Here is a 26,297-nt window from a genome sequence, read left to right on the forward strand (position 1 = left end):
GATGGCCGGGACCTCGATAGACCTCGCCGCCGAGGGCGGCGGAGCGTCCCTCAGCGGGTCGAACATCACATTCGTCGTCGTCGCGTTGGTCTTCGCCCTGGTGGCGCTGGGCTTCGCGGCGGCGTTCGTGCAATCGGTGCTGCGTAACGCACGCGGCACACCGAAGATGCAGGAGATCGCGGGCGCCGTGCAGGAGGGCGCCTCGGCGTACCTGTTCCGCCAGTTCAAGACTCTCGCAATCTTCGTCGTCATCGCGGTCGTCCTGCTGTATCTCCTGCCGGTGCACGAGACCGACAACGAGACCCTGGTCAAGATCGGTCGCTCGCTGTTCTTCATCGTGGGCGCGGTGTTCAGCGCGTTCATCGGCGGTGCCGGCATGGCGCTCGCCACCCGGGCGAACCTGAGGGTCGCGGCGGCCGCCGGCGAGGAGGGCGGCCGGGAGAAGGCGATGGGCATCGCCTTCCGTACCGGTGGCGTGGTCGGCTTCCTCACCGTCGGCCTCGGCCTGTTCGGTGGCGCGCTGGTCGTGCTGATCTTCCGCGGTGACGCTCCGACGGTCCTGGAGGGCTTCGGCTTCGGCGCCGCCCTGCTGGCCATGTTCATGCGGGTCGGCGGCGGCATCTTCACCAAGGCCGCGGACGTCGGCGCGGACCTGGTCGGCAAGGTCGAGCAGGGCATCCCGGAGGACGACCCGCGCAACGCGGCGACCATCGCCGACAACGTGGGCGACAACGTCGGTGACTGTGCCGGTATGGCCGCCGACCTGTTCGAGTCGTACGCGGTGACCCTGGTCGCGGCGCTGATCCTGGGCTCGGCCGCGTTTGGCCAGGACGGTCTGATCTTCCCGCTGATCGTCTCCACGATCGGTGTACTGATCGCGATCATCGGGGTCTTCATCACCCGGCTGCGGGCCAGTGACCGCAACGGCCTCACCGCTATCAACCGGGCCTTCTACATCTCGGCGGCGATCTCCGCGATCGCGGTGGCCGTGGTGAGCTTCCTCTACCTGCCGAACAGCTTCGCCGGGTTCGGCGACGCGGGCATCGCCGAGGACATCCTGAACAGCGGCCAGAACCCGCAGTGGGTCGCCGTCGGCGCGGTCGTGATCGGTATCGTGCTGGCCGCCGCCATCCAGGCGCTGACCGGCTACTTCACCGAGACCAACCGGCGCCCGGTGCAGGACATCGGCAAGTCGTCGCAGACCGGTGCGGCCACCGTCATCCTGGCCGGCATCAGCGTCGGCCTGGAGTCGGCGGTCTACTCGGCGATCCTGCTCGGGGCGGGCGTCTTCGGCGCCTTCCTGCTCGGCGGCTCGTCGCTGACCCTGTCGCTGTTCGCGGTAGCGCTGGCCGGAACCGGCCTGCTCACCACGGTCGGCGTCATCGTGGCGATGGACACCTTCGGCCCGATCTCGGACAACGCGCAGGGCATCGCCGAGATGTCCGGTGACGTCGACGAGCGCGGCGCGCAGATCCTGACCGAGCTGGACGCGGTCGGCAACACCACGAAGGCGATCACCAAGGGCATCGCGATCGCGACCGCGGTCCTGGCGGCCACGGCGCTGTTCGGGTCGTACACGAACAGTCTCGCCAGCGCGCTGACCGAGGCCGGCGTGACGAACGTCGGCAACGAGATCCTGCAGCAGCTGAACATCTCCAACCCGCGCAGCCTGGTCGGCCTGCTGATCGGCGCGGCCGTGGTGTTCCTCTTCTCCGGCCTGGCGATCAACGCGGTCTCCCGGTCGGCCGGCGCGGTCGTGATGGAGGTCCGCCGCCAGTTCCGGGAGTTCCCGGGGATCATGGACGGCACGCAGCGTCCGGAGTACGGCCGGGTCGTCGACATCTGCACCCGGGACGCGCAGCGTGAGCTGCTCACCCCCGGTCTGCTGGCAATCATGGCGCCGATCGCGGTGGGCTTCGGCCTGGGCCCGGGCGCGCTCGCGGCCTACCTGGCCGGTGCGATCGGCACCGGCACGCTGATGGCGGTCTTCCTGTCCAACTCCGGCGGCGCGTGGGACAACGCGAAGAAGCTGGTGGAGGACGGGTCGTACGGCGGCAAGGGCTCCGAGGCGCATGCCGCCACGGTCATCGGCGACACCGTCGGTGACCCGTTCAAGGACACCGCCGGCCCGGCGATCAACCCGCTGCTCAAGGTGATGAACCTGGTCTCACTGCTGATCGCTCCGGCCGTGGTGACCTGGAGCTACGGCAGTGACGCGAACCCGGCTCTGCGGATCGGCGTCGCGGTCCTCGCGGTGCTGATCGTGACCGCCGCGGTGGTCTGGAGCAAGCGCAAGCCGATCTCGATGGGTGACGACAGCTCCACGGCGGCCGCCGCCGGTGCCGCCGACACCGGCCGGGCGGTGCAGGACGCCCGTACGTCCGAGACGAGCCGGATCAAGGACAACGTCTGATTTTCCCGTCCGAGCAGCACGAAAGGCACCCGGTTCGCCGGGTGCCTTTCGCTTGGGGCGGCAGCAAGACTCGATCGAGGCGTGTGGACTGTCCGCCGGTAGTCGTACCCTGCTTCCATGCGCGCGGTCCGACCGATCTCCCTGACTCTCGTCCTGGTGCTCGCCGCACCGCTGACCGCCTGCTCCAGCAAGCCCGGCGCGCAGGCCTGGGCGGCGGTGGTCTGCACCACGCTCAGTCCCTGGCGCAGCGAGATCGACACGCTGACCAGCCGCACCCAGCAGCAGATGACCGCGGAGACCACACCCTTCCAAGCGAAGGAGAACCTGGCGAGGCTCTTCGACGGCGCCGCGACGGCGAGCGAGACGGCACGGGCCGGGGTGGAGAAGGCAGGTGTCCCCGACGTGACGAACGGGGAGGCCATCGCCGACGGCTTCCTCAGTTCACTCGCCGGCATCCGGGACGCGTACGGCCATGCGCGCAACGGCATCCAGGCGCTCGCCACGAATCCGCCGACCAACTTCTACACCGAGGTCGGCAAGGTCGTGGAGCAGCTGTCCGTGGAATACCGGCGCAGCGACCTGGACACCACGAACCTGGAGTCGGTGGAGCTGAGACAGGCCTTCGACTCCCTACCCGAATGCCAGTGACCCGATGAGCGAGACCGGCTGGCCGCTGATCCCGCGCGAGGTGCTGCCTCCGCCGGTCCCGGTGGCGAAGAGGGCGGTTCCGCGGAGCGCACCCGCGAGCGCGGCCGGCCGCCAGCTGTCGATGTTCGGCGCGGAGACGACCGAGCCCTCACCCGCCGACCTCGCCGGTCTGCTGGCCGGTCCCGGCCGTCTGGGCCGGATGGGCGGCACGGCCCGCGTGACGGTCCGGGTGGATGCGGCCTGGCGGGTGCACGTCCTGGTCAGCGAGCTGGTCACCCGCGGCCTCACGGCCTCGTGGGAGCCGATCGAGACCCACGATGTCGTACGGGTGAACGAGCCGGCCGACGCTGATGAGGCGATCGTCACGCCGGAACACCCGTCGACGGACGACGTGCCGGGCCCCACGGAGCCACCCGGCGGCCCCGAGGACGACGCCCCGTCCGACGGTGACGCAGCCGACAGTGACCCGGCCGACAGTGGCCCGTCCGACAGTGAGCCGGACGCGACTGCCGGGGATGAGGATCACACCCCGGAGCCACCCCGCCAGTTCTTCGAGGTGCGTACCGCGTACTCCCGGAGGTTGAACGGTCTTGCCCGGGCCTGGCCGGAGGCATCCGCACAGCTCTTCCTCTCCGGCCCGCGGCTGCGGCTCTGGGTGGCCGCCGCGGGCGCCCCGCGGCCCGGCGGCTGGATGCTCGGACTGGACCCCGGGAAGGACCGGCACGCGGTGGAAGCCGCACTGGTCCGGGCCGGTCTGGCGGGCCGGGTGTCGGATGACGGACGGCGATACCTGATCTCCGGCGCCAAGCGGCTGCGCCGGCTCGCTGAACTGGTCGGAGAACGTCCGGCCGCGGCACCGGAGGAATTCTGGCCCGGCGGCATGGTCGCGTGATCTTCCTGGATTGTGTCCGACATTACAGTCACTTCCCGGTGTACGGTGTCGCGGTCAGACGCATGCGGTGGCCGGACCGTTACCATCCGACTGCGGGGTGACCCGGGAATGTGGGCTTGTCCGGCGCGTTACGTTGAACGTCTGTGCTCCGCCGGACGGGGCAGGGAGCATTGAAGGTCAATAAGGAGTGCCGTGCCGAGTGAAACCAGGACGACCCGTCTGGTCATCGTCGAGTCCCCGTCGAAGGCCAAGACGATCGCCGGTTACCTGGGCCCCGACTATCTGGTCGAGGCCTCCGTCGGCCATATCCGCGATCTGCCGCGCAACGCCGACGAGGTGCCCGAGGAGTTCAAGGGCCAGCCGTGGGCACGGCTCGGCGTCGACGTCGACAACGGCTTCCACGCTCTCTATGTGATCTCCGAGGGCCGCAGGCAGCAGGTGGCCAAGCTGAAGCGGCTGGCCAAGGAGGTCGACGAGATCCTCCTCGCCACCGATGAGGACCGCGAGGGCGAGGCCATCGCCTGGCACCTGGTCGAGACGATCAAGCCCAAGGTCCCGATCAAGCGGATGGTCTTCCACGAGATCACCAAGCCGGCCATCCAGGCCGCGGTGGCCAACCCTCGTGACATCGACCGCTCGCTCGTGGACGCGCAGGAGGCCCGCCGCATCCTGGACCGGCTGTACGGCTACGAGGTGAGCCCGGTCCTGTGGAAGAAGGTGATGCGCGGCCTCTCGGCAGGCCGTGTGCAGTCGGTCGCCACCCGCATCGTCGTCGAGCGTGAGCGCCAGCGGATGGCGTTCCGCTCCGCCGAGTACTGGGACATCCAGGCCCACCTGGCCGTACAGGGCCAGGTCGAGGGGCCGCGCGCCTTCCAGGCCACGCTGATCGCGCTGGACGGCGACCGGATCGCCACCGGCAAGGACTTCGAGCCGACCACCGGGCAGCTCAAGGCCGGTTCCACCACGGTGCAGCTGGACGGCGACGGCGCCCGCGGGCTGGCCGCGCGGCTGGAGGGCCGCCCGTTCACCGTCACCCGGGTCGAGGAGAAGCCGTACCGCCGCCGGCCGTACGCGCCGTTCATCACCTCCACGCTTCAGCAGGAAGCGGCCCGCAAGATGCGCTACTCCTCGCAGCAGACGATGCGCACCGCGCAGAGCCTGTACGAGAAGGGCTACATCACCTACATGCGTACGGACTCGGTGAACCTCTCCGAGACCGCGGTCGCCGCCGCCCGCCGGCAGATCGCCGAGCTCTACGGCGCGAACAACGTGCCGCCGCAGCCGCGCAAGTACACGACCAAGGCCAAGGGCGCGCAGGAGGCGCACGAGGCGATCCGCCCGGCCGGGGACAACTTCCGTACCCCCGGTGAGGTGGCCAAGGAGCTGAGCAGCGACGAGTTCCGGCTGTACGAGCTGATCTGGCGGCGGACGATCGCGTCGCAGATGACCGACGCGATCGGTAACTCGATCAGTGTCCGGATCCGCGCGGTCTCGACGGCGAACGAGGAGGCCGACTTCGCCGCCTCCGGCAAGACGATCACCGACCCCGGCTTCCTGCGTGCCTACGTGGAGTCCTCGGACGACGAGAACGCCGAGGCCGAGGATGCCGAACGCCGCCTGCCGAACCTGGTGAAGGACCAGCCGCTGACCGCCGACGCGCTGAACGCGACCGGTCACCACACCTCGCCGCCGCCGCGGTACACGGAGGCGTCGCTGGTCAAGGCGCTCGAGGAGCTCGGCATCGGCCGCCCCTCCACGTACTCGTCGATCATGCAGACGATCCAGGACCGCGGCTATGTCGAGAAGCGCGGCCAGGCGATGATCCCGTCGTTCCTGGCGTTCGCGGTGATCGGCCTGCTCGAGGGGCACTATCCGCGGCTGGTGGACTACAACTTCACCGCCGCCATGGAGGGCCAGCTCGACGACATCGCGGCCGGTGACGGCACCCAGCTCGCGTTCCTGACCTCCTTCTACTTCGGCAGCCAGGACGCCGGGGCGGACGCCGAGATCGCCAGGGCCGGTGGCCTGAAGAAGATGGTGACCGAGAACCTCAGCGCGATCGACGCCCGCGAGGTCAACTCGATCCCGCTCTTCGTCGACGAGGAGAACCGCCGGGTCGTCGTCCGGGTCGGCAAGTTCGGCCCCTACCTGCAGCGCAGGGTGGTCGACGCCGGCGACGACGCCCCCGAGGACAAGGCGTCGCTGCCGGACGGCATCGCCCCCGACGAGCTGACTCCCGAGCGGGTCGAAGAACTCTTCCTGGCCGGCAACGGCGACCGGGTGCTGGGCCAGGACCCGGCCACCGGCGACGAGGTCACCGTGAAATCGGGACGGTTCGGGCCGTACGTCTCGGCCGGCGAGCGCAAGTCGTCGCTGTTCAAGAGCCAGTCGCCGCAGACGCTCACCCTGGAGGAGGCGCTCGACCTGCTCAAACTGCCGCGGGTGGTCGGTAAGGACGCCGACGGCAACGAGATCGTGGCGCGTAACGGCAAGTTCGGGCCGTACATCTCCCGGGAGAAGGACTCGCGCTCGCTGGCCAGCGAGGACCAGCTGCTCACGATCACTCTGGAGGAGGCTCTCGCGCTGCTCGCGCAGCCGAAGACCCGCCAGGCCCGGACCGCCAAGCCGCCGCTGCGTGAGCTGGGTCCCGACCCGGTCAGCCAGAAGCCGCTAGTGGTCAAGGAGGGCCGGTTCGGCGCCTACGTGACCGACGGGGAGTTCAACGCCACACTCCGCCGCGATCAGACGCCGGAGGAGCTCACCCTGGAGCAGGCCTCCCAGATGATCGCCGACAAGCGGGCCAAGGGGCCGGTGGCGAAGAAGACCGCGCCTCGGAAGGCCCCGGCCAAGAAGGCCACCGCGAAGGCCGCCGCGGGCGAGGACGGCGCGACGCCGGCCAAGAAGGCGCCGGCCAAGCGGGCGGTGGCCGCGAAGAAGACGACGGCCGCCAAGACGACCGCCGCCAAGAAGGCCGCACCGGCGAAGCGGGCCGCTCCGCGCAAGGCGACCACCGCCGCCGAGTAGAACCCAGCTGGCTCTCACCGCTGTCTCAGTCATGCTGAGACAGCGGTGAGAGCCAGCCGGTTCGGGGTTCAGGGACCGAGGACGCGGTTCAGGTAGTCGTTGGTGAAGACCCGGTTCGGGTCGAGGCGATCCCGTACGGCGAGGAAGTCGTCGAAGCGGGGGTACGCGCCACGCAGCGACTCCGCGTCCCGGTAGTGCAGCTTCCCCCAGTGCGGCCGCCCGTCCAGCGCCGAGCAGACCTCCTCGACGGCCCGGAAGTACGGCTCGTACGGGACGCCGATGTACTGGTGCACCGCGATGTAGGCGGACTCGCGCCCGTACCCGTGCGACAGCCACACGTCGTCGGCTCCGGTGAACCGCACCTCGACCGGGAACTGCACCCGGAACGGCAGCCGGTCGAAGATCTTGGGGAGCGCGTCGAGGACCTCGGGCAGGGCGGCGCGCGGTACCTCGTACTCCATCTCGGTGAATTTGACCCTGCGGCTGGAGCAGAAGACCTCGTGGGAGGGCCCGGTGTAGGTGCGCGGGCTCAAGGCGCGGGCCGAGACGGCGCTGATCGTGGGAACGACAGCCGGGAAGCGCCGCCCGAGCGCGCAGACGCCCTGCCAGACGGTGTTGGACAGGAATTCGTCGTCGAACCAGCCGCGGAACCGTGACAGCGGCTTGTCGTCGGTGGGAACCCGCCGGTTGCGCTTCACCGACGCCCGGTCGGTGTAGGGGTACCAGAAGAACTCGACGTGATCGTTCTCCGGCAGCCACTCGTCGAGCCCGGCCAGCACGTCGGTGAGCGGCATCGGCCGTTCATCGGCGAGCAGGGTGAACGCCGGCACGGATCGCAGGGTGACCTCGACAAGGACGCCGAGCGCACCGAGCCCGAGCCGCACGGCCGGGAAGTCCGGGTCCCCGATGGTGTGACGCTCCACTTTGCCGCCGGCGGTGACCATCGTCACCGCCTCGACGCAGGACGCCAGCGTGGAGTGGCCGAGTCCGGTGCCGTGCGTGCCGGTGGAGATGGCCCCGGCGACGGTCTGCGCGTCGATGTCGCCGAGATTGGGCATGGCCAGGCCATGCCTGGCCAGCAGCGCGTTCAGGGCGGACAGGGTCATTCCGGCCTGGACGGTGACGAGCGGGCCGTCCACCGCGACCAGCCCGTTGAGCCGGTGCACGAACATCCGGCGATCGTCGGCGACCGCGATGGCGGTGAACGAGTGGCCGCTGCCGACCACCTTTATCCGGTGCCCGCTTTCCACGGCCTGATTCACTTGAGCGGCTACCTCGTCGACGGTGCCGGGGGTCAGGACCTCGGCGATCGACTCCTGATTGCGTCCCCAGTTGGCCCAACGGCGGGCGTTGACGGGCGTAGTCATTCCGGCCTTTGTCCTCCGTCCGAGCGGACACCGTGACCCGGCGTCCCGTCGATGCGCCTCGCTCGTTGATCCGAGTAACGTTCCTTTTTAATACTGCTGAGAGGGAGTGGCGACGCGTGTCGACACCAACCGTCAGCACCGGACCGCTGAGGCGGGTTCCGGTGCAGGGCAGAAGCGTTGCCCGGGTGCAACGCATGCTCGACGCATGCGCTGAGCTGGTGGACGAGGTCGGTTATGAGGGCTTGACCACGACGCTGCTCGCCGAGCGCGCCGAGGTCGCCATCGGCTCGGTCTACCAGTTCTTCCCGGACAAGCGAGCCATCGTCCAGGCGCTTGCGCTGCGCAACATGGACGCGTACCTGCAGAGTCTTTCCGACCGTTTCGCCAGTGAGGTGTTCACCCATTGGTGGGACGCGGTCGATGCGGCGATCGACGCCTACATTCACATGCACCGCAGCGTGCCGGGTTTCCGGACGCTGCACTTCGGTGATGTGGTCGACCTGCATCTGCTGGACTCCGACCGGGACAACAACGCGGTCATCGCGGAGCGTCTGGCCGAGCTGCTGATCGAGCAGTTCAAGCTCTCCGACCGGGGCCGGCTGAGGTTCGCGCTGCAGATCTCGGTCGAGGCCGCGGACGCGCTGATCAAGCTGGCGTTCCGCCGCGACAACGGTGGCGACGAATCCGTCCTCACCGAGGCGAAAGCTTTGATAAGAGAATATCTGCACCGGCACGTCTCGGCCTGAGACCGGTTCATCCGAGAAAAGCACGGCCTTCTCCGCGGTACGTGAGAGCCGGCGCGCTCGTCTCGCCGTCGACCAGTTGCAACTCGTTGACGTGCTCGCACAGCTCGCCGGCCTTGGCATGCCGGAACCACACCCGGTCGCCCGGGCGCAGCTGCTCGGCGGCGGCGCCCATCAGCGGTGTCTGCACCTCGCCGGCTCCCTCGTCCGGCTTGAACCGCAGGCCCTCCGGCAGCCATGGCACCGGCAGACGTGACGGCTCGGCGGCGCCGGAGGCGACCCAGCCACCGCCGAGCACCGTGGCGATCCGCGGCGCTGGGCGGCGCACCACGCTCAGGGCGAAGAACGCCGCCGGGGTGGGCCGCCAGCTGCGGTAACCGTCGAACAGGGCGGGCCCGTAAAGACCCGAACCCGCGGTCACCTCGGTGACCGCGGGATCGCCGCTGGTTGCCGAGAGGCTCCCGGTGCCGCCCCCGTTCACGAATTCGAGGTCGGCGTGCTCCCGGACCGCACGGACGGCGGCCGCCCGCCGGGTGAGCAGCTCGGGGAAGGCACGGCTCTGCATCAGCCGGATGGCCCGCGCCCGCAGCGCCTGTCCGGGCGGATCGTCACCGACGCCGGCGATGTGCGCCTCGTAACACATCAGCCCGACCAGGCGGAAACCCTTGCGGCTGGTCACTGTCCTGGCCAGGGCACCGGCCTGGGCGGCGGAATGCACCGGCGAACGACGCACACCCACGTGCAACGGACCGGCGGGACGCCAGGACGCATCAAGATCAATACAGAGGCGTACGGCCGGACGCCCCTCCGGCGAGGTGATGTGGTCCACGAGGTCGAGCTGCGACGGATGGTCCACCATGAGGGTCACGGCGGCGGCCAGGTCCGCGTCGGCGCTGAGTTCGGCAAGTGCGGCACGATCGGCCGTGGGGTACGCCACCAGGACGTCATCGGTCACGCCGGAGCGCACCAGCCAGATCGCCTCGGGCAGTGTGTAGGCCATCACGCCGTGCCAGCCGGGCCGTGCCAGTACCCGTTCCAGCAGCGTGCGGCAGCGGACCGATTTGCTCGCCACCCGGATCGGCTTGCCGGCCGCCCGGGCGCTCAGGTGCTCCGCGTTGTCGTCGAAGGCGGCCAGGTCGATCACCGCGACGGGGGTCTCCAGATGATCGGTGACCCGGTCGAGCCGCCGGCGCAGGGCGATGCGGTCAGTGAGCACGCGAGCACGGTATCCCGTGACACGGGTAACACGAAAGACATTCATCTCTGCTCCACCCGATCGTGCTTGCCCCTCACACGTGGGGATGGCCGGTTACAGTGCTCCGAGCACTGACCACGGGAGGTAGGGCCATCAACACCGACACGCAGCAGGACGCGGCGCCCGTTGACCTCTCCGGTGTGGCGGCGTTGCGCTCGGTCCTGCGCCTGCGCGGCTTCCGGCGCCTCTGGCTGGTGCTGGCGGCCGCCTCCTTCGGCGACTGGATCGGCATCCTCGCGACCGCCCTGTTCGCGTCCGCCCAGTTCGAGAACACCGCGGCCCAGGGCGCCGCGTTCGGTGGCACCATCGCCGTACGCCTGCTCCCCGCCCTTGTCCTCGGGCCGATTGCGGGCGTTCTCGCCGACCGGTTCGACCGCCGCTACACGATGGTGATCGTCGACCTCCTGCGATTCGTCATCTACGGATCGATCCCGCTCGCCCCCGTCTTCGGCGCGACCCCGGCCCAGACCGTCGCCTGGGCCACCATCGCCACCCTCATCGGTGAGGCGATCACACTGATCTGGATCCCGGCCAAGGAGGCCGCGGTTCCCAACCTGATCCCGAAGTCGCAGATCGAGATCTCCAACCAGCTCACGCTGATCACCACCTACGGCGTCACGCCGATCCTCGCGGCGCTCACGCTCTCCGCGCTGACAGCCGGGGTCCAGCAGTCCGGTGTCTCGTTGCCCAGCTGGGCACAGCCGGTGCAGATCGCCCTCTACATCAACGCGTTCTCCCGCCTGGCCACCGCGCTCGTCGTCTTCTTCGGCATCAAGGAGATCGGCGGCAAGAGCGAGGAACGGCAGCGGGCCGCCCAGCAGAGCATGACCCACCAGTTCCTCGACGGCTGGAAGTACCTGGGCAGCACCCCGCTGGTCCGCGGCCTGGTGCTGGGCATCTTCGGCGCTTTCGCGGCCGGCGGTGTGGTGATCGGCGCGGCCCGCACCTTCGCCTACTCACTGGGTGCCGGTGAGGCCGCGTTCTCCCTGCTGTTCGGCTTCATCTTCATGGGCCTGGCACTCGGCATCGGTCTCGGCCCGATGATCGTCAAGGAGCTGTCCCGGCGCCGCTGGTTCGGTATGAGCATCGTGCTGGCCAGCGGTTCCGTCATGTTCCTCGGCTTCGCGTTCCACCTCTCCATGGCGTTGATCGGAGCCCTGATGGTGGGTGCCGGCGCGGGCATGGCGTTCCTGGCCGGCACCACCCTGCTCTACGGCGAGATCGAGGACGCCGTACGGGGGCGGGTCTTCGCCGTCGTGCAGATCGGCGTCCGCACCGTGCTGCTGCTGGCCATCACCCTGGCCGGGGTGCTCGTCGGCCTCGGCAGCTCCCGCCGGGTCCAGTTCGGGCCGATCGGCTTCGACGTCTCCTCCACCCGGATCCTGCTGCTCGTCGCCGGCGCGATCGGGATCTGGGTCGGCATCGGCGCCTTCCGGCAGATGGACGACAAACGGGGCGTGCCCGTGCTGGCCGACCTGATCGGGTCACTGCGCGGCCGGCCACTGTCACCGCCGGAGGAGTTCGCCCGCTCCGGGCTGTTCATCGTCTTCGAGGGCGGCGAGGGCGCCGGCAAGTCGACGCAGGTCAACCGGCTCGCCGACGCGCTCAAGGCGGAGGGTCGCGACGTGGTCGTCACCCGCGAGCCGGGAGCCACCGACATCGGCGCCCGGATCCGCGGGCTGGTGCTCGACCGGGACTCCACCGAGGCGCCGTCACCGCGGGCGGAGGCGCTGCTCTACGCCGCCGACCGGGCACACCACGTCGCCACGGTGGTCCGGCCGGCCCTGACCCGCGGTGCCGTCGTGATCAGCGATCGGTACGTCGACTCCTCGCTGGCCTACCAGGGCGCCGGGCGTACCCTGCCGGTCCAGGAAGTCTCCTGGCTCTCCGCCTGGGCCACCGGCGGCCTCAAGCCCGACCTCGTCGTCCTGCTCGACGTGGACCCCGGCGTCGGGCTGACCCGGGTCGACTCCCGCGGCGCCGGCACCGACCGGCTGGAGAGCGAGTCCCGGGCCTTCCACGAGCGGGTCCGTTACGCCTTTCTCGACCTGGCCGCGTCCGACCCCAAGCGGTACCTGGTACTCGACGCGTCCCGCCCGGTCGACGAGATCGCCGACGCGGTCACTCAGCGGTTGTCCAGTTTGCTCAGCCCGGCCGAGACGCCCGTCACCTGAAGAATCGCAGCGGGACGGCGGCGGCCATCGCGGCCATCCCGGCGTCGTTCGGGTGCAGGTGGTCTCCGCTGTCGTAGGTAGCGGCCAGCCGCTCGGGGTCGGCGGTGTCGCGGACTGCCGCGTCGAAATCGATCACCCCGTCGTACTCGCCCGAGGTTCGGATCCAGCGGTTCAGGGCGGACCGCTTCCGCTCGTTCTCCGGGTTGAAGAAGCCCAGGGTGTCGCCCTTGAACGGCAGGATTGTCGCACCGTACGCCCTGTGTCCCGCCTGCCGTGCCCGGGTGATCAGCTGCCGGTGCCCCCAGATCAGGTCGTCCGCCCCGACCGTCTCGCTCAACGGCGCGACCGTACCCGGGTGACCGAGATCGTTCACGCCGAGCAGCACCACCAGGTGGGTGGCACCGGGCTGGGCCACCACATCCCGGTCGAACCGTCGCAGGGCGCTCTGTGCGAAGTACGCCGCGAACGTCTCGGCCGGGCTGCCCGGCGCGGGGTTCGGGTCGTGCAGCAGCCGGTTGCCGGCGACCCCCACGTTGGCCACCCCGCGCCGGATCCCCGCGGCCCGGAACCGGGCGGCCAGCAGGTCGGGCCAGCGGTGGTTCGCGTTCGTCGCGGTGTTGGCCCCGTTGGTGATCGAGTCGCCGAGCGTGACGACCGCGCCCGCGCCGGCCTGCACGCTCACGCCGGACAGGAACGGGTTCTGCGTGATCGTGCCGGCCGGGGTGATGTGCGCGTCCCCGGTGACGTTGCCCGCGGCGAACACGTTCTCCTGGAAGGCGAACGCCGCAAGCGTGGTGACCGGGGTGCGTTCCGGCAGGTAGATGCTGATCACCAGATCGGCACCGGCCGGCACCGTCAGCCGGACCGGGTCACTGACCAGCGGCGCACCGGCCGGTACGGTCACCGACTCGCGTCCGCCGAAGGTGACCCGCCGATCGGTTCCCGGGCGGGCGTCGGTGCTGGCGCCAGCACCGGCCCGGATCGCCACGTGCACCTCGCCGACACGCAGGCCGGTGGCACCGAACTCGTTGGTCAGGCGGAGCCGGAGCCGGTCGCCGCCGAGGCTGGTGTGCACCACCTGCCGGACGGTCTGGCCGGTCAGCTCGAGTGGGGGTCCGGGCGGGACGGTCGTGGGCGCCGCGGCCCACGTCGCGGTCCAGCCGTCGTCACGGCCACCCGCGTACGCCGGAGCAGGAAAGGCAGCGGCGGTGACCGCGGCACCGGAAGCCAGCGCCAGGACCTCGCGGCGAGTTGACATGCGAACTCCGAAATTTTCGGAAACAGGACGATCGGGCTCCCGTAACGTATGGTCACCCTGATCGCCTCGTCAAGCATCGATGCATGCTGCTGAACGAACCGAGTCACTGCACGTTTGTCTATGTCAACGTGTTGACCGCGCACGCCGTCTGTGGTTAGCGTCTCACCGGACATCGGATCTTGAATCGGAACTTCCGGGCCGGGGTCTCGGCCGTGCCGGTACCGTCCGCCGGCACGGCCGCACCGTCACCCTTTCCAGAGGGTGACCATCATCGCCTCCAGGGCGATCTGCGGCTTCACGTTCCGGTCGATCGCGTCACGGCAGGTGAGCACCGCCTCCAGGCGGCGCAGTGTGCTCTCCGGTGACCACTTCTCCGCTGCCGCGGCCGACACCGCCGCCAGATCACCGTGCACCACCGGGACCGGCGCCCGCATCGAGGTGACCAGCACGTCCCGGTAGAAACCGATCAGGTCCTGAAGCGCCCGGTCCAACGCGTCCCGCTGCGCTCGGGTGGCCCGCAGTTTCTGATTGCGCTCCAGCTCCTTCAGCTGGCCGGCGGCTCCCCGCATCGCCGTGGTCGCCCCCCGGCCGGTGCCGCCCGCGCCGAGCGCCCGCTCCAGCGCCGCCCGCTCCGCCACGTCCAGCTCGGCGACCGCGTTCGCCGCCTCCAGTTTCGTGGCCGTCTCCAGTTTCGCCGCGACGTCGAAACAGGCCCCGATGTTGGAGAGCTTGCGCGGCACGGAGAGAACCTCCTCGCGGCGGATCCGTGCCTCCGGATCGGCGGCCAGCTGACGCGCCCGCTCCACGTCACCCTGCGACGCGGCGGCCGCCCACCCCGCCTGCTCCGGCGCGATGCCGAACCGCTGGACCAGGAAGTCGGCGACCGCCGACGAAGGTGGCTGACGCAGCGACACCAGGCGGCACCGGGACCGGATCGTCACCAGGATGTCGTCCGGATGGACCGACGGCGTGCACAGCAGGAAGACCGTCCGCGGTGCCGGCTCCTCGATCGCCTTGAGCAGCGCGTTGCTGGCTCGCTCGTGGAGCCGGTCGGCCGCCTCGATGATCACCACCTGCCACCGGCCGCCGGTCGGTGCGCTCGCCGACCGCAGCACCACCGCGCGCGTCTCCTCGGTCTTGATGGTCAGACCCTCGGTCGTCACCACCTGCACATCGGCATGGGTACCGGTCAGCGTGGTGTGGCAGCCATGGCACTCACCGCAGCCCGCGCCGTCCCGCACGCACTGCAGCGCCGCGGCGAAGACCCGTGCCGCGACCGTGCGCCGCGACCCGGGTGGACCCGTGAAAATCCACGCATGGGTCATGCCACCACCGTCCGGCTCGCCGGCCACGATGCGGGCGGCCGCGGCGGCGGCCCGGCGCAGAGTCTCGGCCGGCTCGTCCTGGCCGACCAGCTCCGAGAAGACGTCTTGGTGACTCACCCGACGATGGTATGGCGAGCCGCCTACAGAAACCGCCACCGGTTCGAGTTGATCACTCAAGGTAGTCCCTTCGTGTCGTTCAGGTGACGCTGCGTACTGCCGCCCCTGGTTATCCACAGGGGACGGACAGCCGTAGCGACGCGGTCACCCGAGGGGGTACGGTCTCAACCCGGAACGCGACGGCGACATGACGCGCGGTGAGGAGCCATGGATGGCCCGCGAGATCGACGAGGCGTGGATCGACGAGGCGATCAACCGATATCGGCACATCGAGGAGCTACGTGCCGACTTCGATAAAGCGGTGGCCGCGCACACCGTCTCGGTGCACTCGCCGGACCAGTCGATCGAAGTGGTCGTCACCGCTGCGGGAGACATTGTGGACGTGCGGATGCACGGCGGCCTGCACCATCGTCAGCCGGCCGAGTTCGCCCGGGAGATCCGTTCCGTCGTGACCAGTGCGGCCGAGGCCGCACGGTGGGCGCGGGAGAAATTGCACGCTGAGGTGTTCGGATCGTTCCGCACGCTGGAGGAGCACTGACGTGGACCGAGTCGCCGACCAGATCGACCATGCCGCCGCGGCGCTGGCCATCATGGACCGACGGGTGCCAGAGCTGGTCCCAGGAGCCGCCGACTTCGGCGCCGACGATGCCGGCCGCCCCGGGCGGATCGGCCGTGCCCTCTACGCCGGCTGGTCGGCGGTGCTCGCCGCCCGCGCCCGCGAGGCCGCCGACGCCTCCGCCAAGCTGAGCGAGATGGCCCACTCCGTCCGGGCCGGAGCCCGGGACTACAACGAGACCGACGACCTGGTCCGCCGCAGACTTCAGCGAGGCGTGTGATGGGCCGGCCGGACCAGCTGGACCAGCTGCTGGCCGCCGCGACGCCGTTGCTGAGCCGCGTCGACGAGGCCCTGTCCGGCGTCGGGGCACCCGGCGGCCACGACGTCTGGCGAGAGCTGCGCCGGGTGCGCCTGCTCCCCGGTGACGCGGCCCGGGCGGTCGCCGCCCTGCACCCGGCGGCCATCCGGGACGCCACCGTCGAGCTGCGTGCGGACGCCCGCGCCTACGCTGACCTGGCCGACGCGTTACCGCTGGCCGGCGGCTGGTCCGGAGAGGCCGCCGAAGCGTACGAACAGGCCCGCCGAGGCGCCGCCGAACACCTCAACGGCGGCCCCGACAGCCTGGGCAGCCGGATGGAGGCGACCGCCGACCTGGCCGACGCCCTGACCGGTTGGATGCTGCGAGCACGCGGCGACCTGGCAGCCACCCTGGCGGAGGTGATGCTCTCCACCGAGGCGATGAACCTCCTGGCCGACGACCACCCACCCACGGGCCGTGCGGCCGCGGCAGCGACGATCGGCGCCCGCCTCCTCCAAACCGTCGCCGACAGCTACGACGAGGCCGAGGCCCTGATGGCCGGCGCCACGCACCTGCAGTCCCCGCTGACCGTCTGACTCCCAGTCCGGCCACGCCAGCCGGGCCGCGTCAGCCCGACCACGCCACGCCAGCCACGCCACGCCAGCCACGCCACGCCAGCCACGCCACGCCAGTCACGCCACGCCAGTCACGCCACGCCAGTCACGCCACGCCAGCCCGGCCACGCCAGCCACGCCACGCCAGCCCGGCCACGCCAGCCACGCCACGCCAGCCCGGCCACGCCAGCCCGGCCACACCAGCCCGGCCACACCAGCCCGGCCACACCGCGCCACGCCAGCTGGCCGCCGCCGCGCGGCCATGCCCGCCGGCCGCTCTAACTCAGCCACGCCTGGCATCGGTGCCGGGCGTGGCGGGGCCGCGTCGGGCCGCCACGTCATCGCAACGGGCCCGACGTGGCCTCATTTGGACTGACCTCCGCCCAGCGGTCCCGCGTCAGGACATATTGGGATGCGGGATAGGCGAGTTCGAGCGCCCGCCGCTGGTCAGGGTTCATTTCGGCGGCGGCGGCTTGTCAGGGCGATCGCGCAAGCACCGCCGATGATCAGGCCTACTCCGGTGATCAGCAGCGGGACGAGGCCGGGGCCGGTGATCGGCAGTCCCGCCGCGCCGGACCCGGGGCCGGCCGGAGAGACACCCTGGTTGGCGGAACCGCCCTGCTGAGCCCCACCATGCTGAGCCCCACCTTGCTGAGCCGAACCGCCTTGCTGAGCCCCGCCCTGCTGAGCCGAACCGCCTTGCTGAGCCCCGCCCTGCTGAGCCGAACCGCCCTGCCGGGACGCAGTGCCACCGCCTTGCCGGCCGGCGATGCCGTTGGGCGCCACGGCTGCGGCTTCGAGCATGCCGATCCCGAAATCGGCGACCAGACCGGACGGCGCGCCGTCCGCCTTGTCCACATTGCGCCGCACGGTGACCCGGATGGCGGTCGCGCGGGCCGCGATCGCGTTGCCCTTGGTCGCCTGGCGTACGTCGCCGAGTCCGATTCGGAGGGTCGCGCCCGGCTTGTCACCCGAATCGGGGGTGTGTTCGAGTTCGCCGATACGAGGCAGACCGGTGACCTTCGGCAGCGGAATGTCGCTGATCGGGTCCAGTCGTGGCGGCAACGACTCGAGCGGGCGCATGTCATCACTGAGCGTGATGTCAAGGTAGTCACCGGGTGTGCTGAGCCGGGTCTGTCTGCCGTTCTTGCCGGAGATCTCCACGACGGCGGGCTGGTAATCGACCCGGCTCTTGCCGCGCGCGGTCATGCTGACGCGCAGCTCCGGGGCTCGCAGCACGCGGATTCGAACCTCGTTGTCGGCCAGGCTGATCCGGCCCGCGGTGATCGTCGCGGACGCCACCGACTGCGGTTCGCCTCCGCGCCTGCGCAGGGCGGTGCCGCTGCGGCTGGCGATCTTCTCGGGTACGCGGACGAGCGCCGCACCGCCTCCGCCGGCGATGGTGGCCCGGCTGATCTCGGCCGTTGCCGAGGACGTGTCGCCGGTGGCGTTTCCGCAGGCCATGGCGGGTGCCCAGATCGCGCGGGCGCTGAGTTTGCCGGCGCCCACCTTCATCGGCCCGTACTTCTTCGACCCGGTCCGTCGCGTGTTCGCCCTCGGGCTGACCGGGGGCGCCTGCTGGACCACCAGTTCGTCACGTTCCTTCGAGCCGGCGACCTTCCCGTTCAGCAGACGTGCCGCTCCGGCCGAGTTGACCGGCCCGTCGGAGATCAGTACGCTGCGTGCCTCCCCGAGTCCCACGCCGCCGACGACCGGGTCGGCCCCGCCGCCACCCTGTCCGCCGCTCGCCCGCTCGAACGCGGGCAATGTCCGGGCATCGTGCGCAGTCCCGGAGTCCGCCCCGATGGCGAGCCCTGCCAGCGCATCGGCCGCAGTGGACCTGTCGATGACGGTAGAAGATCCAGCATCCCCGAGGCCCGAAGAGCCGGTGCCACCACTGGTCACCCCGGCGCTGGGGCCTGTCCCGCTGATCGCGGTGCCGCCGCCTGTCCCGCCGGTCCCCGAACCGCCGCCGGTACCGGCGATCCCCATGCGGTCGCCGGCTCCGCGAGTTGCCGAGCCGCTCCCGATACCGCTGGTCCCGGAGGTGCCGCCCGTTCCGGAGGTGCCGCCCGCCCCGGAGGGTCCCAGCTGGTCGCCGGTCTCGGATCCGCCCGCGGTTCCACCGGTCCCCGGCGCGCCACCCGTGCTGGCCGAGCCAGGTCCGCCGACGGCGGAGGGAGATCCTGCCGTACCCGGGCGACCGGGAGATCCGGACCCGCCGCCACCAGCGCTCGGCCCGGACGCGGTGCCGGCTTTCGCCGTACCGGAGGATTTCTTGGTGCCGGGGGAGGGGGAAGCCGAATCGCCGGCCTTGTTCTCCGCCGGCCTCCGATTCGTGATCTTGGCGGCCGGACCGAGGTCGAGCCGATCGATGTGGAGCAGCTCGGCGCCGGACTGTGCGGCATAGTGCTGAGGCCGATCGCAGGTCGGCGCCGCCGCGAGGGCCGACATCGAGGCCGGTGCCGCGAAGGCCGGGGCCGGGGCGGTCAGCGTGCCCGCCAACCCGAGTGCTACGACGCCGGCGGCCACCGAGCGGGCGGGAGTCATGTCAGGTCCTTTCGAGGCGTGGAGCGTCTACGGGACTGGCCAACGACGGTCGATTGGGCCGGTTGCGCGGCATCTATGCGACAACCCTCGCGGGTAGTTCAAATCCGGCATTTGGTGCGGCTTGCCAATCGTCGTAGGGTTGGTCGCATGGGCATGCTGTGCGCGGTCAGCTTCAACCGGTACGGCCGCCTCTACTACCTCGATCCGGCCGGTTTCACCCCGGCCGTCGGCGACCGTGTGCTGGTGCCGACCGACGACGGACCCGAGGTGGCGGAGTGCGTCTGGGCGCCGCAATGGGTCGACGAGGACACCTCGGGTTTCCCCAAGGTCGCCGGGCTGGCGGACGACACCGATGTGCGCCGCGACGAGACGCTGCGCAAACGGAAAGCGGAGGCGAAAGTCGCCGCCAAGAAGCTGATCAAGGCACACGAGCTGCCGATGAAGGTCGTCGCCGTCGACCACGTGCTGGACTCGCCCGGTAACGGCGGCGCGCGCACGACGATCTATTTCACGGCACCGCACCGTGTCGACTTCCGATCACTGGTCCGCGACCTCGGCGCCACCCTGCACTGCCGGGTTGAGCTGCGCCAGCTCTCCGCCCGCGACTCGGCCCGGGTCCAAGGCGGCATCGGATCGTGCGGCCGTGACCTGTGCTGCGCCACCTTCCTGACCGATTTTGAACCGGTCACCATCCGCATGGCGAAAGATCAGGACTTGCCGCTCAACCCTCTGCGCATCTCCGGAGCGTGCGGGCGGCTGATGTGCTGCCTCAAGTACGAGCACCCGCTCTACCAGCAGTTCCAGGCCTCGGCTCCGTCGATCGGCTCCCGCGTCACGACCCCGGAGGGTGACGGACGCGTGGTGGCGCACAGCGTTCCCAAGGACTCGGTCGTCGTCCGCCTCGACGCCGACGGGTCCCGCTGCTCGTGCAGCCGGGCCTCGGTCTGCGCCCCGCGCCAGGCTCACGACACCCACTACAACAGCTGATCAAGACCTTTTCTGGTACGGGCCACAACAGCCCCAACCGCACTCGAACACTCCCGTGCCTGCACCGCGACGCAGGCCCGGCGCGGGGGCCCAACGCGGCCGCCGGACTGCTGCGTGGTCACCAGCTGTCGCGCACCGCTGTCTATTGCGCCCTGAGCCGACGGTGTGACAGCCGGTTCAGGTTGTGGTCAGTTTGGTGACCTGGTCGCGGAGAACGCGGATGGTGTTGTCGAGATAGTCGGTGATGACGGCCATCTCCCGTTCGTCGTAGCGGCTCTGGAACTCGGCCATGGCCCGTCCCAGGTCGGCGAAGATGCCGCCGAGGTCCGGCGTTCTCGACGGATTCGCCACGAGCAGCGTGCGGCGGCGGTCGGCCGGATCGGGCTGTCGTAGCACGTAACCTGCCTTCTCCAGCCGGTCGACGATGCCGGTGAGTGCGGTCGCACCGACCCCGAGCTCAGGCGCCAGGGCCCCGATCGGCATCGGTCCGGCGCGCAGGATGACCCCCAGGGCCTTGTGCTCGGCCGCGCTGAGCCCGAGCCGGCGGGCGACCGCCTCGTGGAAGAGCACGACCGCGGTGCTCAACTCCCACCCGTAATCGCGTGGCACGACCTCACCCCTTTACTTCGCCGCTCTGGATAGTCCATCGTAGTGGAATATCTGGAGGTTGACTTGAAAACGATCGTGCCACTCGGCCGTGCCGCCGCCGCCTGGGCCGGCGGCTTTTACCTGCACCACTTCGCGCTGGTCTTCGGCCTGTCCCTGATCCCGACGCTGCAGCGGTTCGCCGTCGTCCGCTGGGATACGCCGACCGCCGTCTCGATCACCAGCGAAGTCCTGGTGGCGCTGGTCCGCGTTCTGCTCGTCGTGCTCGCCGTACGACTGATGATCCTCGAGACCGGTTTGCCCGGCCGGGTGGCATGGGCCCGGCTGAAAGCCGGAATCGACGCACACCGGGTCGCCTTCTGGGGCCAGTGGGTGCTGCTCGTTGCCGCTTTCGCAGGGTTCGACCTGGTGCCGAACGTGCTGATCGCCACCGTCGTACCGGAGTCAGCGCGGGACCTGGTGACCGCATGGGTCGTGGCCGCGAAGAATCCGACGATCATCGCCTTCACCATGTTGTGGATGATCGGCATCGCCCGCACCCTGATCATCGGCCCCGATCCGGCGCGCGGGGATCAGACGACGTCGACCGGCGGTTCGATGCGGTGAACGTTCAGCGGGGTGCGCGGCCGCAGCCACGACATGTGCGGGTCACCATCGGGGTCGGGCACCCAGCTCTTGCAGATCCGGTCGATGCCGAGAGCGTGGATCGTGAGCGTGCCGTCAGCGCGGACGTGCATCCGCAGGAAACTCTTCGCGTGCTCGACGCCCTGACCCGCGTACAGTTCGTTGAGGTTCACGTCGAAACGGGCAGCGATCAGCAGATAGAGCGCGAGCAACTGGGTGGAGACGAGCGCTACCAACGGGCCGTATGCGAACGCCGCCACAGCCAGCGGGCCGGGCCACGGCCAGTCCCGGAACGGGAACTGCATCCACAACCACGTGCCGCCGACCGCCAGCCCGATCTGGGCCAGACCGTGCGCGGCACCGAGGATCCAGTGGCGGGCCTTCCCGTCCGGCTTGGCGAACAGGACCGTACCCAGCATGATCAGGACCAGCATCAGAACGAGCGGGATGCTGAACAACCGCTGGATGTTGCCGCCCTGGCTGGCCGCGCCGGCCATCGCGAGCATGGTCAGCGTCTGGATGATCCCCAGCATCGTGGCGAACCCGGGATTGCGCCGCGGCACCCGGTAGAAGACTCCCCAGCCCATCCGCCAGGACCTCTTCGGATCCGGGAAGGTCGCCTCCCGCTCGTAACGCCGGCTGCGGCTGCTGCTGCGGGCCAGCGACTCCTTCGGCGGCACCATCAGATGATCCGGCAGGTTCTGGGTGCCGAGCGTGTACGCCCCACCGCCACCGCACGTGATCAGCTCGCGATCGGCGCCCGAGTAACGCGCGTAGTGGTGCAGGTCCCCGGAGACCAGCACCCGCACATGAGCCTGGGTCGGCGCGAGGATGGTCCGGATGAAATAGTCGATCGCGTCGTAGGCATCCGGATTCTGGCGCGCCTTGACCCATGTCGGCGACGGCGTCATCAGGATGATCCGGTCGTCCGGCCCGAGGTGCTCGGCGGCCCGCTCGAAATAGAGCAGCTGCGGGTCGTCGATGTACGCCCCGAACTGCTCGTCCACCGCGAACAGCCACCAGTTGGCCGGGAGCTTGACCGCGAAGTACGACCGCCGCTGCTCGGTCCGCCAGCCGCCGATGTGCCCGTCCTTGCGCCGCGCGAAGAGCCGCAGGAACGCCGTCAGGCCGTCGTACCAGTCATGGTTGCCGGGAAGCGCGAACAACGTGGGCCGCGGCGCCCCTGCCGGAGCCTCCGGCAGGGCGGCGCGGAAGGGTCCCTTCAACCGGTTCTCGTAACCGTCCCCGCTGGCCAGCGGATAGACCTGATCCCCGCCCATCAGCAGGAGCCGGCCACGCGGCAGGCGCTCGCCGTCCACCTCCAGCTCCTCCCGGGCCAGCAGGTAGGCCACCGAGTAGGTGGCGTCGAACCCGTCCCCGAGGTCGGCCACGTAATCCAGCCAGAGATCACCGGTCGCGGTCGCGGAATGATCGAACACGTCGCCGTCGAGCGAGTTCTGCAGCTCCCGCTTGTCGAGGTAGGCCCCGAACAGCACATGCAGAAGGGTCCGCAACCCGGTGCTGAGCAGCAGCAACGGCGCAAGCCAGCCGATCTGCCCTTGCGGGGTGAACCCCAGCTCCTGGGGATCGAGGCTACGTGGCCGATTCGGCACACTCGTCTCGGACTCGGCGGGTCGCTGTCGGGGAACGATGGCCACCGAACGATCCTCCCCCGGTGAGACCGTGTCCGTCTATGCAGTAGAATCAGTCTCGTTGCCGCCTTAGCTCAGTCGGCTAGAGCGACGCACTCGTAATGCGTAGGTCGACGGTTCGATTCCGTCAGGCGGCTCAGAGGGAAGCCCAGGTCAGTGACCTGGGCTTCTTCTATTGATCAGCCCGACGACGGTCCCTCCAGAGGTGCCAGTCCCGCACCCTACTGAGCCGCCCGGTCGCCACGGACCCCTGCCTGGTCCAGTCGTCCAGCGATCGCTGCCGCGCCGCTTCGCGGCTTGCCCTCGGACTACGTGCTCATCGTCGGCGGACTCTGCCGACGAGTGGAGTAGGTCGCCTCGCGTACTCGATACTCGCGGGATGCGCGAAGAGGAGATCTTCCAAGCGATTGCTGACCGCGTGGCCGCCCTCGACTACACCGACGACGTCTTTGTCCGGCCCGGCCACCTCGATGGGGACGGCCGTTGGGTGCTCACTCCGGTGGCCGATGACGTGCGAGGGCTGGAGGAGCGGGGATCACCGGAACACCTTGCCGCACTGGCCGTGGGAGCCGTCGACCCGTTGCCGCCGCTTCAGCCTGCCTCCGCTGAGGCGGTGGAGGACGCCGAACGACGGCTCGGCCACCCGTTGCCACCGTTGCTGCGTCGTCTCTATCTGGAGGTGGCCAACGGCGGCTTCGGCCCCGGTGTGCTCGGTGTCGCCGGCGGCTGCACCGATGACCTGGAGAGGACGGCAGTCGATCGGCTCGACCCACGGGAGCCGTCCGGGCTCTTCCCCGTGGCTTCCTGGGGATGCGCGATCTATTCGTACGTCGATTGCACCGAGCCGTCGGCGATGATGTGGGGCTTCGACCCGAACTCGGGGCTTGCCGAGCAGTCGTTCTTTCCGGAGGGAATTTCGCTGGCCGAGTGGCTGAGCCGCTGGCTCCGGGGCAGCCTCCACCAGCCGATGCTCGTCAGGGATCCGCGAACCGGCGGATGGCGTGGCGTCACTCAGGCCGAACGTGACTGAAGGGATCAACCCGCGGGTCGGAGGACCTGTGTCTGCGCCATGATGATCGCGTGATCCCGCAGCGGTCCTCGTCGATCTGGAAAGTCATCGGGTGCGTGTCGCTGGTCGTGGCCGGCGGACTGCTGCTGTGGCTGCCGTTTCACACGTCCCTGATCCTCGAGGCCTGGAAGGTCGAGCTGAAGGCCACCGGTGTGCCGGCGCAGGCGTTCGTCCATGACCGGATCACGAAGGAGGGCGGCAACCGGGCCAGCGCTTCGACGACGATGTATCTGCGGTATGCGGGCGCGGCGTCGGAGGCCGTGCCGGCCCGTCGCGCCGGCGAGGAGCGGTGGTGAATTCACGAGCCGTTCCAAGCACAAGCGGGACGGCCGGCGCTGAAGTTCCGGAGGGCCGAGCCGGGGTCAGCGGCTCGGTTCGCGCAGTGCCGGGGTCAGGACGATCGACAGCACCAGCAGCATGGCCACCGCGAGCAGGCCGCGGGAGACCGTGAAGTGGTCGCCGAGGAAACCGATCAGCGGCGGCCCGCCCAGGAAGGCGCAGTAGCCGATCGACGCGACGACGCCTACCCGGGCGGATGCCTTCGCGGGTTCGTCGGCGGCGGCGCTCATGCCGACCGGGAAGCCGAGTGAGGCGCCGAGCCCCCAGAGCAGGGCGCCGACGAAGGCGATCGCCGGGTTCGGGCCGAAGACGAAGATCAGCAGACCGGCGAGCCCGGTGACGGCCAGTAGTCGCAGTACCGGTACCCGGCCGTAACGGTCCAGCAGGTTGGGGCCGAACCAGCGGCCTACGGTCATCGCGGCCAGGAACAGCGCGAAGCCGAGGGTGCCGGTGAAGGCCTCGGTGCCCTGGTCGTCGATCAGCGCGATGCTGATCCAGTCGATCCCGGCGCCTTCGGTGAGCGCGAACGCCAGCACGAAGAGGCCGATCAGGAGCGTTCGAGGTTCCTTCCAAGCGGCCAGAGCGCCACCGCCGGACTTGCCCGTCTCGTTCTCGGGTTCGGTCTCGTCGGCCACGAAGCCGCGGACCGCGAGAACCACGGCCACGGTGACGAGCACGCAGGCGATCACCACGTGCTGGGTGACCGGGAGCCCCGCCTTGACGGCGCCGGCGCCGGCGAGTGCGCCCGCGACGGTGCCGACGCTGTAGCCGGCGTGGAACCGGGACATGATCGACCGGCCGAGGCGGCGTTCCACCACGGCGGCCTGGACGTTCATGGCGACGTCCCACGCGCCGGTGGCGAAGCCGTAGACGTAGAGCGCGACGACGACCGGCGCGACCCCGAACTTGTAGCCGACCGCGGTGGCGGCCAGAGCCGCGCCGAGCACGACCGCCATCGTGCCGACCATGGCCCGCGATCCGAAGCGGTGGACCAGGTGGCCGGCCAGGGGCAGCGAGGTGATCGATCCGGCCGCGATGGCGAGCAGCACCAGTCCGAGCTCGGAGGGGGTGAGCCCGAGCTCGTCACGGATCTGCGGGATGCGGGCGGCGAAGCTGGCCATGGCCACGCCGAGGAAGATGAAGGTGACGTAGACCGATCGGGTGGTGGCCCGCAGGTCAGCTGTCTCGACCGTACTCAAACGAGGACTCCGGTGCGACTGTGAGAGCGTTTGCTCTGATCACCGTACCCAGCGCATCAGAGGGGACGACGGGGCCAGGGGGCCCACTGGATCGGTGCGGCGAAACCACCGCGGCGGGCGTCCCGGGCTCCGGCTGCGGACAGCGGCCCCTCCCGGTCGGATTTGACGCCCGCGCCGATCAGCCGGGTCTCGAACCAGGATCCGCTCAGCCCGCGGCGGACCCGTTCCCACAGCCCGCCTTCGACGAGCGCGTCGGCGTGCGTACGCAACTGGTCGGCGAGGATTTTGGGATCCTCGTCGCAGATGCCGCAGAGGCAGGCCGGATACGCCTCGGCCCACCAGCGCCCGAACCGGACCATCAGGCCGCGGTCGGTGAAGTGGATCGCCATCGGTGCGCCGGTGGGCATGCGGGGGATGAGCCGGACGGTCCGCACGAGCGCGTCGTCGAGCCCGAGCGGTTCCTTGCTCTCCCGGCGCTCCACCAGGTAGAGGTCGGTGAGCTCGTCCAGCAGGGATTCGGCCGCCTCGTGCAAGGTGGCGAAGCGGTCGGTCTCGGTGGCACCCGGTTTGCCGTCCACCACTGCAGT

At 70.0% G+C, this 26,297-nt stretch carries 21 protein-coding genes, 1 tRNA gene and 1 pseudogene; 14 read left to right on the plus strand and 9 right to left on the minus strand.

The window, feature by feature from the left end; genetic code table 11:
* Nucleotide 1: 1 nt before the first annotated feature.
* The 4 genes and pseudogenes from AB0G04_RS21180 to topA all read left to right on the plus strand — a co-directional run bounded on the left by AB0G04_RS21180 (nt 2) and on the right by topA (nt 6,977).
* A complete protein-coding gene (locus AB0G04_RS21180; protein WP_360985044.1) occupies nt 2-2,413 on the plus strand; it encodes a sodium-translocating pyrophosphatase in 2,412 nt (803 codons plus the stop codon).
* Between the two features lie 117 nt (nt 2,414-2,530).
* Nucleotides 2,531-3,061 (plus strand): hypothetical protein, encoded by a 531-nt coding sequence (locus AB0G04_RS21185; protein WP_360985047.1) that lies wholly within the window; start codon nt 2,531-2,533, stop codon nt 3,059-3,061.
* 4 nt (nt 3,062-3,065) lie between these two features.
* Nucleotides 3,066-3,359, plus strand: a pseudogene (locus AB0G04_RS21190) (hypothetical protein); the annotation flags it as partial.
* Nucleotides 3,360-4,145: 786 nt separating this feature from the next.
* On the plus strand, nt 4,146-6,977 hold the full coding sequence (topA, locus tag AB0G04_RS21195; RefSeq protein ID WP_360985050.1) for a type I DNA topoisomerase: 2,832 nt from the start codon (nt 4,146-4,148) through the stop codon (nt 6,975-6,977).
* Nucleotides 6,978-7,045: 68 nt separating this feature from the next.
* On the opposite strand, the gene AB0G04_RS21200 is transcribed toward topA, so the two are convergent.
* A complete protein-coding gene (locus AB0G04_RS21200; RefSeq protein WP_360985053.1) occupies nt 7,046-8,344 on the minus strand; it encodes a D-arabinono-1,4-lactone oxidase in 1,299 nt (432 codons plus the stop codon).
* A gap of 116 nt (nt 8,345-8,460) precedes the next feature.
* Between AB0G04_RS21200 and AB0G04_RS21205 the strand changes: the two genes are divergently transcribed.
* Complete coding sequence (locus tag AB0G04_RS21205; RefSeq protein WP_360985056.1) at nt 8,461-9,090, plus strand: TetR family transcriptional regulator; 630 nt, start codon at nt 8,461-8,463, stop codon at nt 9,088-9,090.
* Nucleotides 9,091-9,097: 7 nt separating this feature from the next.
* Here the strand turns inward: AB0G04_RS21205 and AB0G04_RS21210 are convergent, their stop codons facing one another.
* A complete protein-coding gene (locus AB0G04_RS21210; RefSeq protein ID WP_360985059.1) occupies nt 9,098-10,303 on the minus strand; it encodes an amino acid deaminase/aldolase in 1,206 nt (401 codons plus the stop codon).
* A gap of 206 nt (nt 10,304-10,509) precedes the next feature.
* On the opposite strand from AB0G04_RS21210, the gene tmk reads away from it, so the two are divergent.
* Complete coding sequence (tmk, locus tag AB0G04_RS21215; protein WP_360985423.1) at nt 10,510-12,516, plus strand: dTMP kinase; 2,007 nt, start codon at nt 10,510-10,512, stop codon at nt 12,514-12,516.
* Here tmk and AB0G04_RS21220 read toward each other — a convergent pair.
* Both AB0G04_RS21220 and AB0G04_RS21225 read right to left on the minus strand, forming a co-directional pair.
* A complete protein-coding gene (locus AB0G04_RS21220) occupies nt 12,509-13,774 on the minus strand; it encodes an SGNH/GDSL hydrolase family protein (protein WP_360985062.1) in 1,266 nt (421 codons plus the stop codon). The two genes, tmk and AB0G04_RS21220, sit on opposite strands and share 8 nt — an antisense overlap.
* A 245-nt stretch (nt 13,775-14,019) precedes the next feature.
* Nucleotides 14,020-15,216 (minus strand): DNA polymerase III subunit delta', encoded by a 1,197-nt coding sequence (locus tag AB0G04_RS21225; RefSeq protein ID WP_360985065.1) that lies wholly within the window; start codon nt 15,214-15,216, stop codon nt 14,020-14,022.
* Nucleotides 15,217-15,427: 211 nt separating this feature from the next.
* On the opposite strand from AB0G04_RS21225, the gene AB0G04_RS21230 reads away from it, so the two are divergent.
* From AB0G04_RS21230 to AB0G04_RS21240, 3 genes are read left to right on the plus strand one after another with little or no spacing between them, the layout of a single operon-like run.
* On the plus strand, nt 15,428-15,754 hold the full coding sequence (locus AB0G04_RS21230) for a YbaB/EbfC family DNA-binding protein (RefSeq protein ID WP_360985068.1): 327 nt from the start codon (nt 15,428-15,430) through the stop codon (nt 15,752-15,754).
* Between the two features lies 1 nt (nt 15,755).
* A complete protein-coding gene (locus AB0G04_RS21235) occupies nt 15,756-16,052 on the plus strand; it encodes a hypothetical protein (RefSeq protein WP_360985071.1) in 297 nt (98 codons plus the stop codon).
* The gene (locus AB0G04_RS21240) at nt 16,052-16,666 is read left to right on the plus strand and encodes a hypothetical protein (RefSeq protein ID WP_360985074.1); all 615 of its coding nucleotides are present in this window, start codon (nt 16,052-16,054) and stop codon (nt 16,664-16,666) included. Before AB0G04_RS21235 ends, AB0G04_RS21240 begins: the two co-directional genes overlap by 1 nt.
* Before the next feature lie 465 nt (nt 16,667-17,131).
* On the opposite strand, the gene AB0G04_RS21245 is transcribed toward AB0G04_RS21240, so the two are convergent.
* Nucleotides 17,132-19,234 carry a hypothetical protein gene (locus AB0G04_RS21245; protein WP_360985077.1) on the minus strand — a complete coding sequence of 701 codons (2,103 nt, stop codon included), beginning with the start codon at nt 19,232-19,234 and terminating at the stop codon, nt 17,132-17,134.
* 147 nt (nt 19,235-19,381) lie between these two features.
* On the opposite strand from AB0G04_RS21245, the gene ricT reads away from it, so the two are divergent.
* Nucleotides 19,382-20,221: a regulatory iron-sulfur-containing complex subunit RicT gene (gene ricT / locus AB0G04_RS21250; protein ID WP_360985080.1), complete on the plus strand. Its 840-nt coding sequence runs from the start codon at nt 19,382-19,384 to the stop codon at nt 20,219-20,221.
* 177 nt (nt 20,222-20,398) lie between these two features.
* Here the strand turns inward: ricT and AB0G04_RS21255 are convergent, their stop codons facing one another.
* Complete coding sequence (locus tag AB0G04_RS21255; RefSeq protein ID WP_360985083.1) at nt 20,399-20,830, minus strand: MarR family transcriptional regulator; 432 nt, start codon at nt 20,828-20,830, stop codon at nt 20,399-20,401.
* 63 nt (nt 20,831-20,893) lie between these two features.
* Here AB0G04_RS21255 and AB0G04_RS21260 point away from each other — a divergent pair, with 63 nt between their 5' ends.
* A complete protein-coding gene (locus AB0G04_RS21260; protein WP_360985086.1) occupies nt 20,894-21,433 on the plus strand; it encodes a hypothetical protein in 540 nt (179 codons plus the stop codon).
* On the opposite strand, the gene AB0G04_RS21265 is transcribed toward AB0G04_RS21260, so the two are convergent.
* Nucleotides 21,400-23,109 (minus strand): metallophosphoesterase, encoded by a 1,710-nt coding sequence (locus AB0G04_RS21265; protein ID WP_360985089.1) that lies wholly within the window; start codon nt 23,107-23,109, stop codon nt 21,400-21,402. The two genes, AB0G04_RS21260 and AB0G04_RS21265, sit on opposite strands and share 34 nt — an antisense overlap.
* Before the next feature lie 57 nt (nt 23,110-23,166).
* Here AB0G04_RS21265 and AB0G04_RS21270 point away from each other — a divergent pair.
* The 3 genes from AB0G04_RS21270 to AB0G04_RS21280 all read left to right on the plus strand — a co-directional run bounded on the left by AB0G04_RS21270 (nt 23,167) and on the right by AB0G04_RS21280 (nt 24,468).
* A tRNA-Thr gene (locus tag AB0G04_RS21270) sits at nt 23,167-23,240 on the plus strand.
* 242 nt (nt 23,241-23,482) lie between these two features.
* Nucleotides 23,483-24,133 carry a hypothetical protein gene (locus AB0G04_RS21275; protein ID WP_360985092.1) on the plus strand — a complete coding sequence of 217 codons (651 nt, stop codon included), beginning with the start codon at nt 23,483-23,485 and terminating at the stop codon, nt 24,131-24,133.
* A gap of 50 nt (nt 24,134-24,183) precedes the next feature.
* On the plus strand, nt 24,184-24,468 hold the full coding sequence (locus AB0G04_RS21280; protein ID WP_360985094.1) for a hypothetical protein: 285 nt from the start codon (nt 24,184-24,186) through the stop codon (nt 24,466-24,468).
* A 66-nt stretch (nt 24,469-24,534) separates the two neighbouring features.
* On the opposite strand, the gene AB0G04_RS21285 is transcribed toward AB0G04_RS21280, so the two are convergent.
* Both AB0G04_RS21285 and AB0G04_RS21290 read right to left on the minus strand, forming a co-directional pair.
* Complete coding sequence (locus tag AB0G04_RS21285) at nt 24,535-25,710, minus strand: MFS transporter (protein ID WP_360985097.1); 1,176 nt, start codon at nt 25,708-25,710, stop codon at nt 24,535-24,537.
* A 56-nt stretch (nt 25,711-25,766) separates the two neighbouring features.
* Nucleotides 25,767-26,288: a DUF6226 family protein gene (locus AB0G04_RS21290; protein ID WP_360985099.1), complete on the minus strand. Its 522-nt coding sequence runs from the start codon at nt 26,286-26,288 to the stop codon at nt 25,767-25,769.
* Nucleotides 26,289-26,297: the final 9 nt, after the last annotated feature.

Source organism: Actinoplanes sp. NPDC023801 (genome assembly GCF_040639655.1).
Taxonomy (GTDB): Bacteria; Actinomycetota; Actinomycetes; order Mycobacteriales; family Micromonosporaceae; genus Actinoplanes.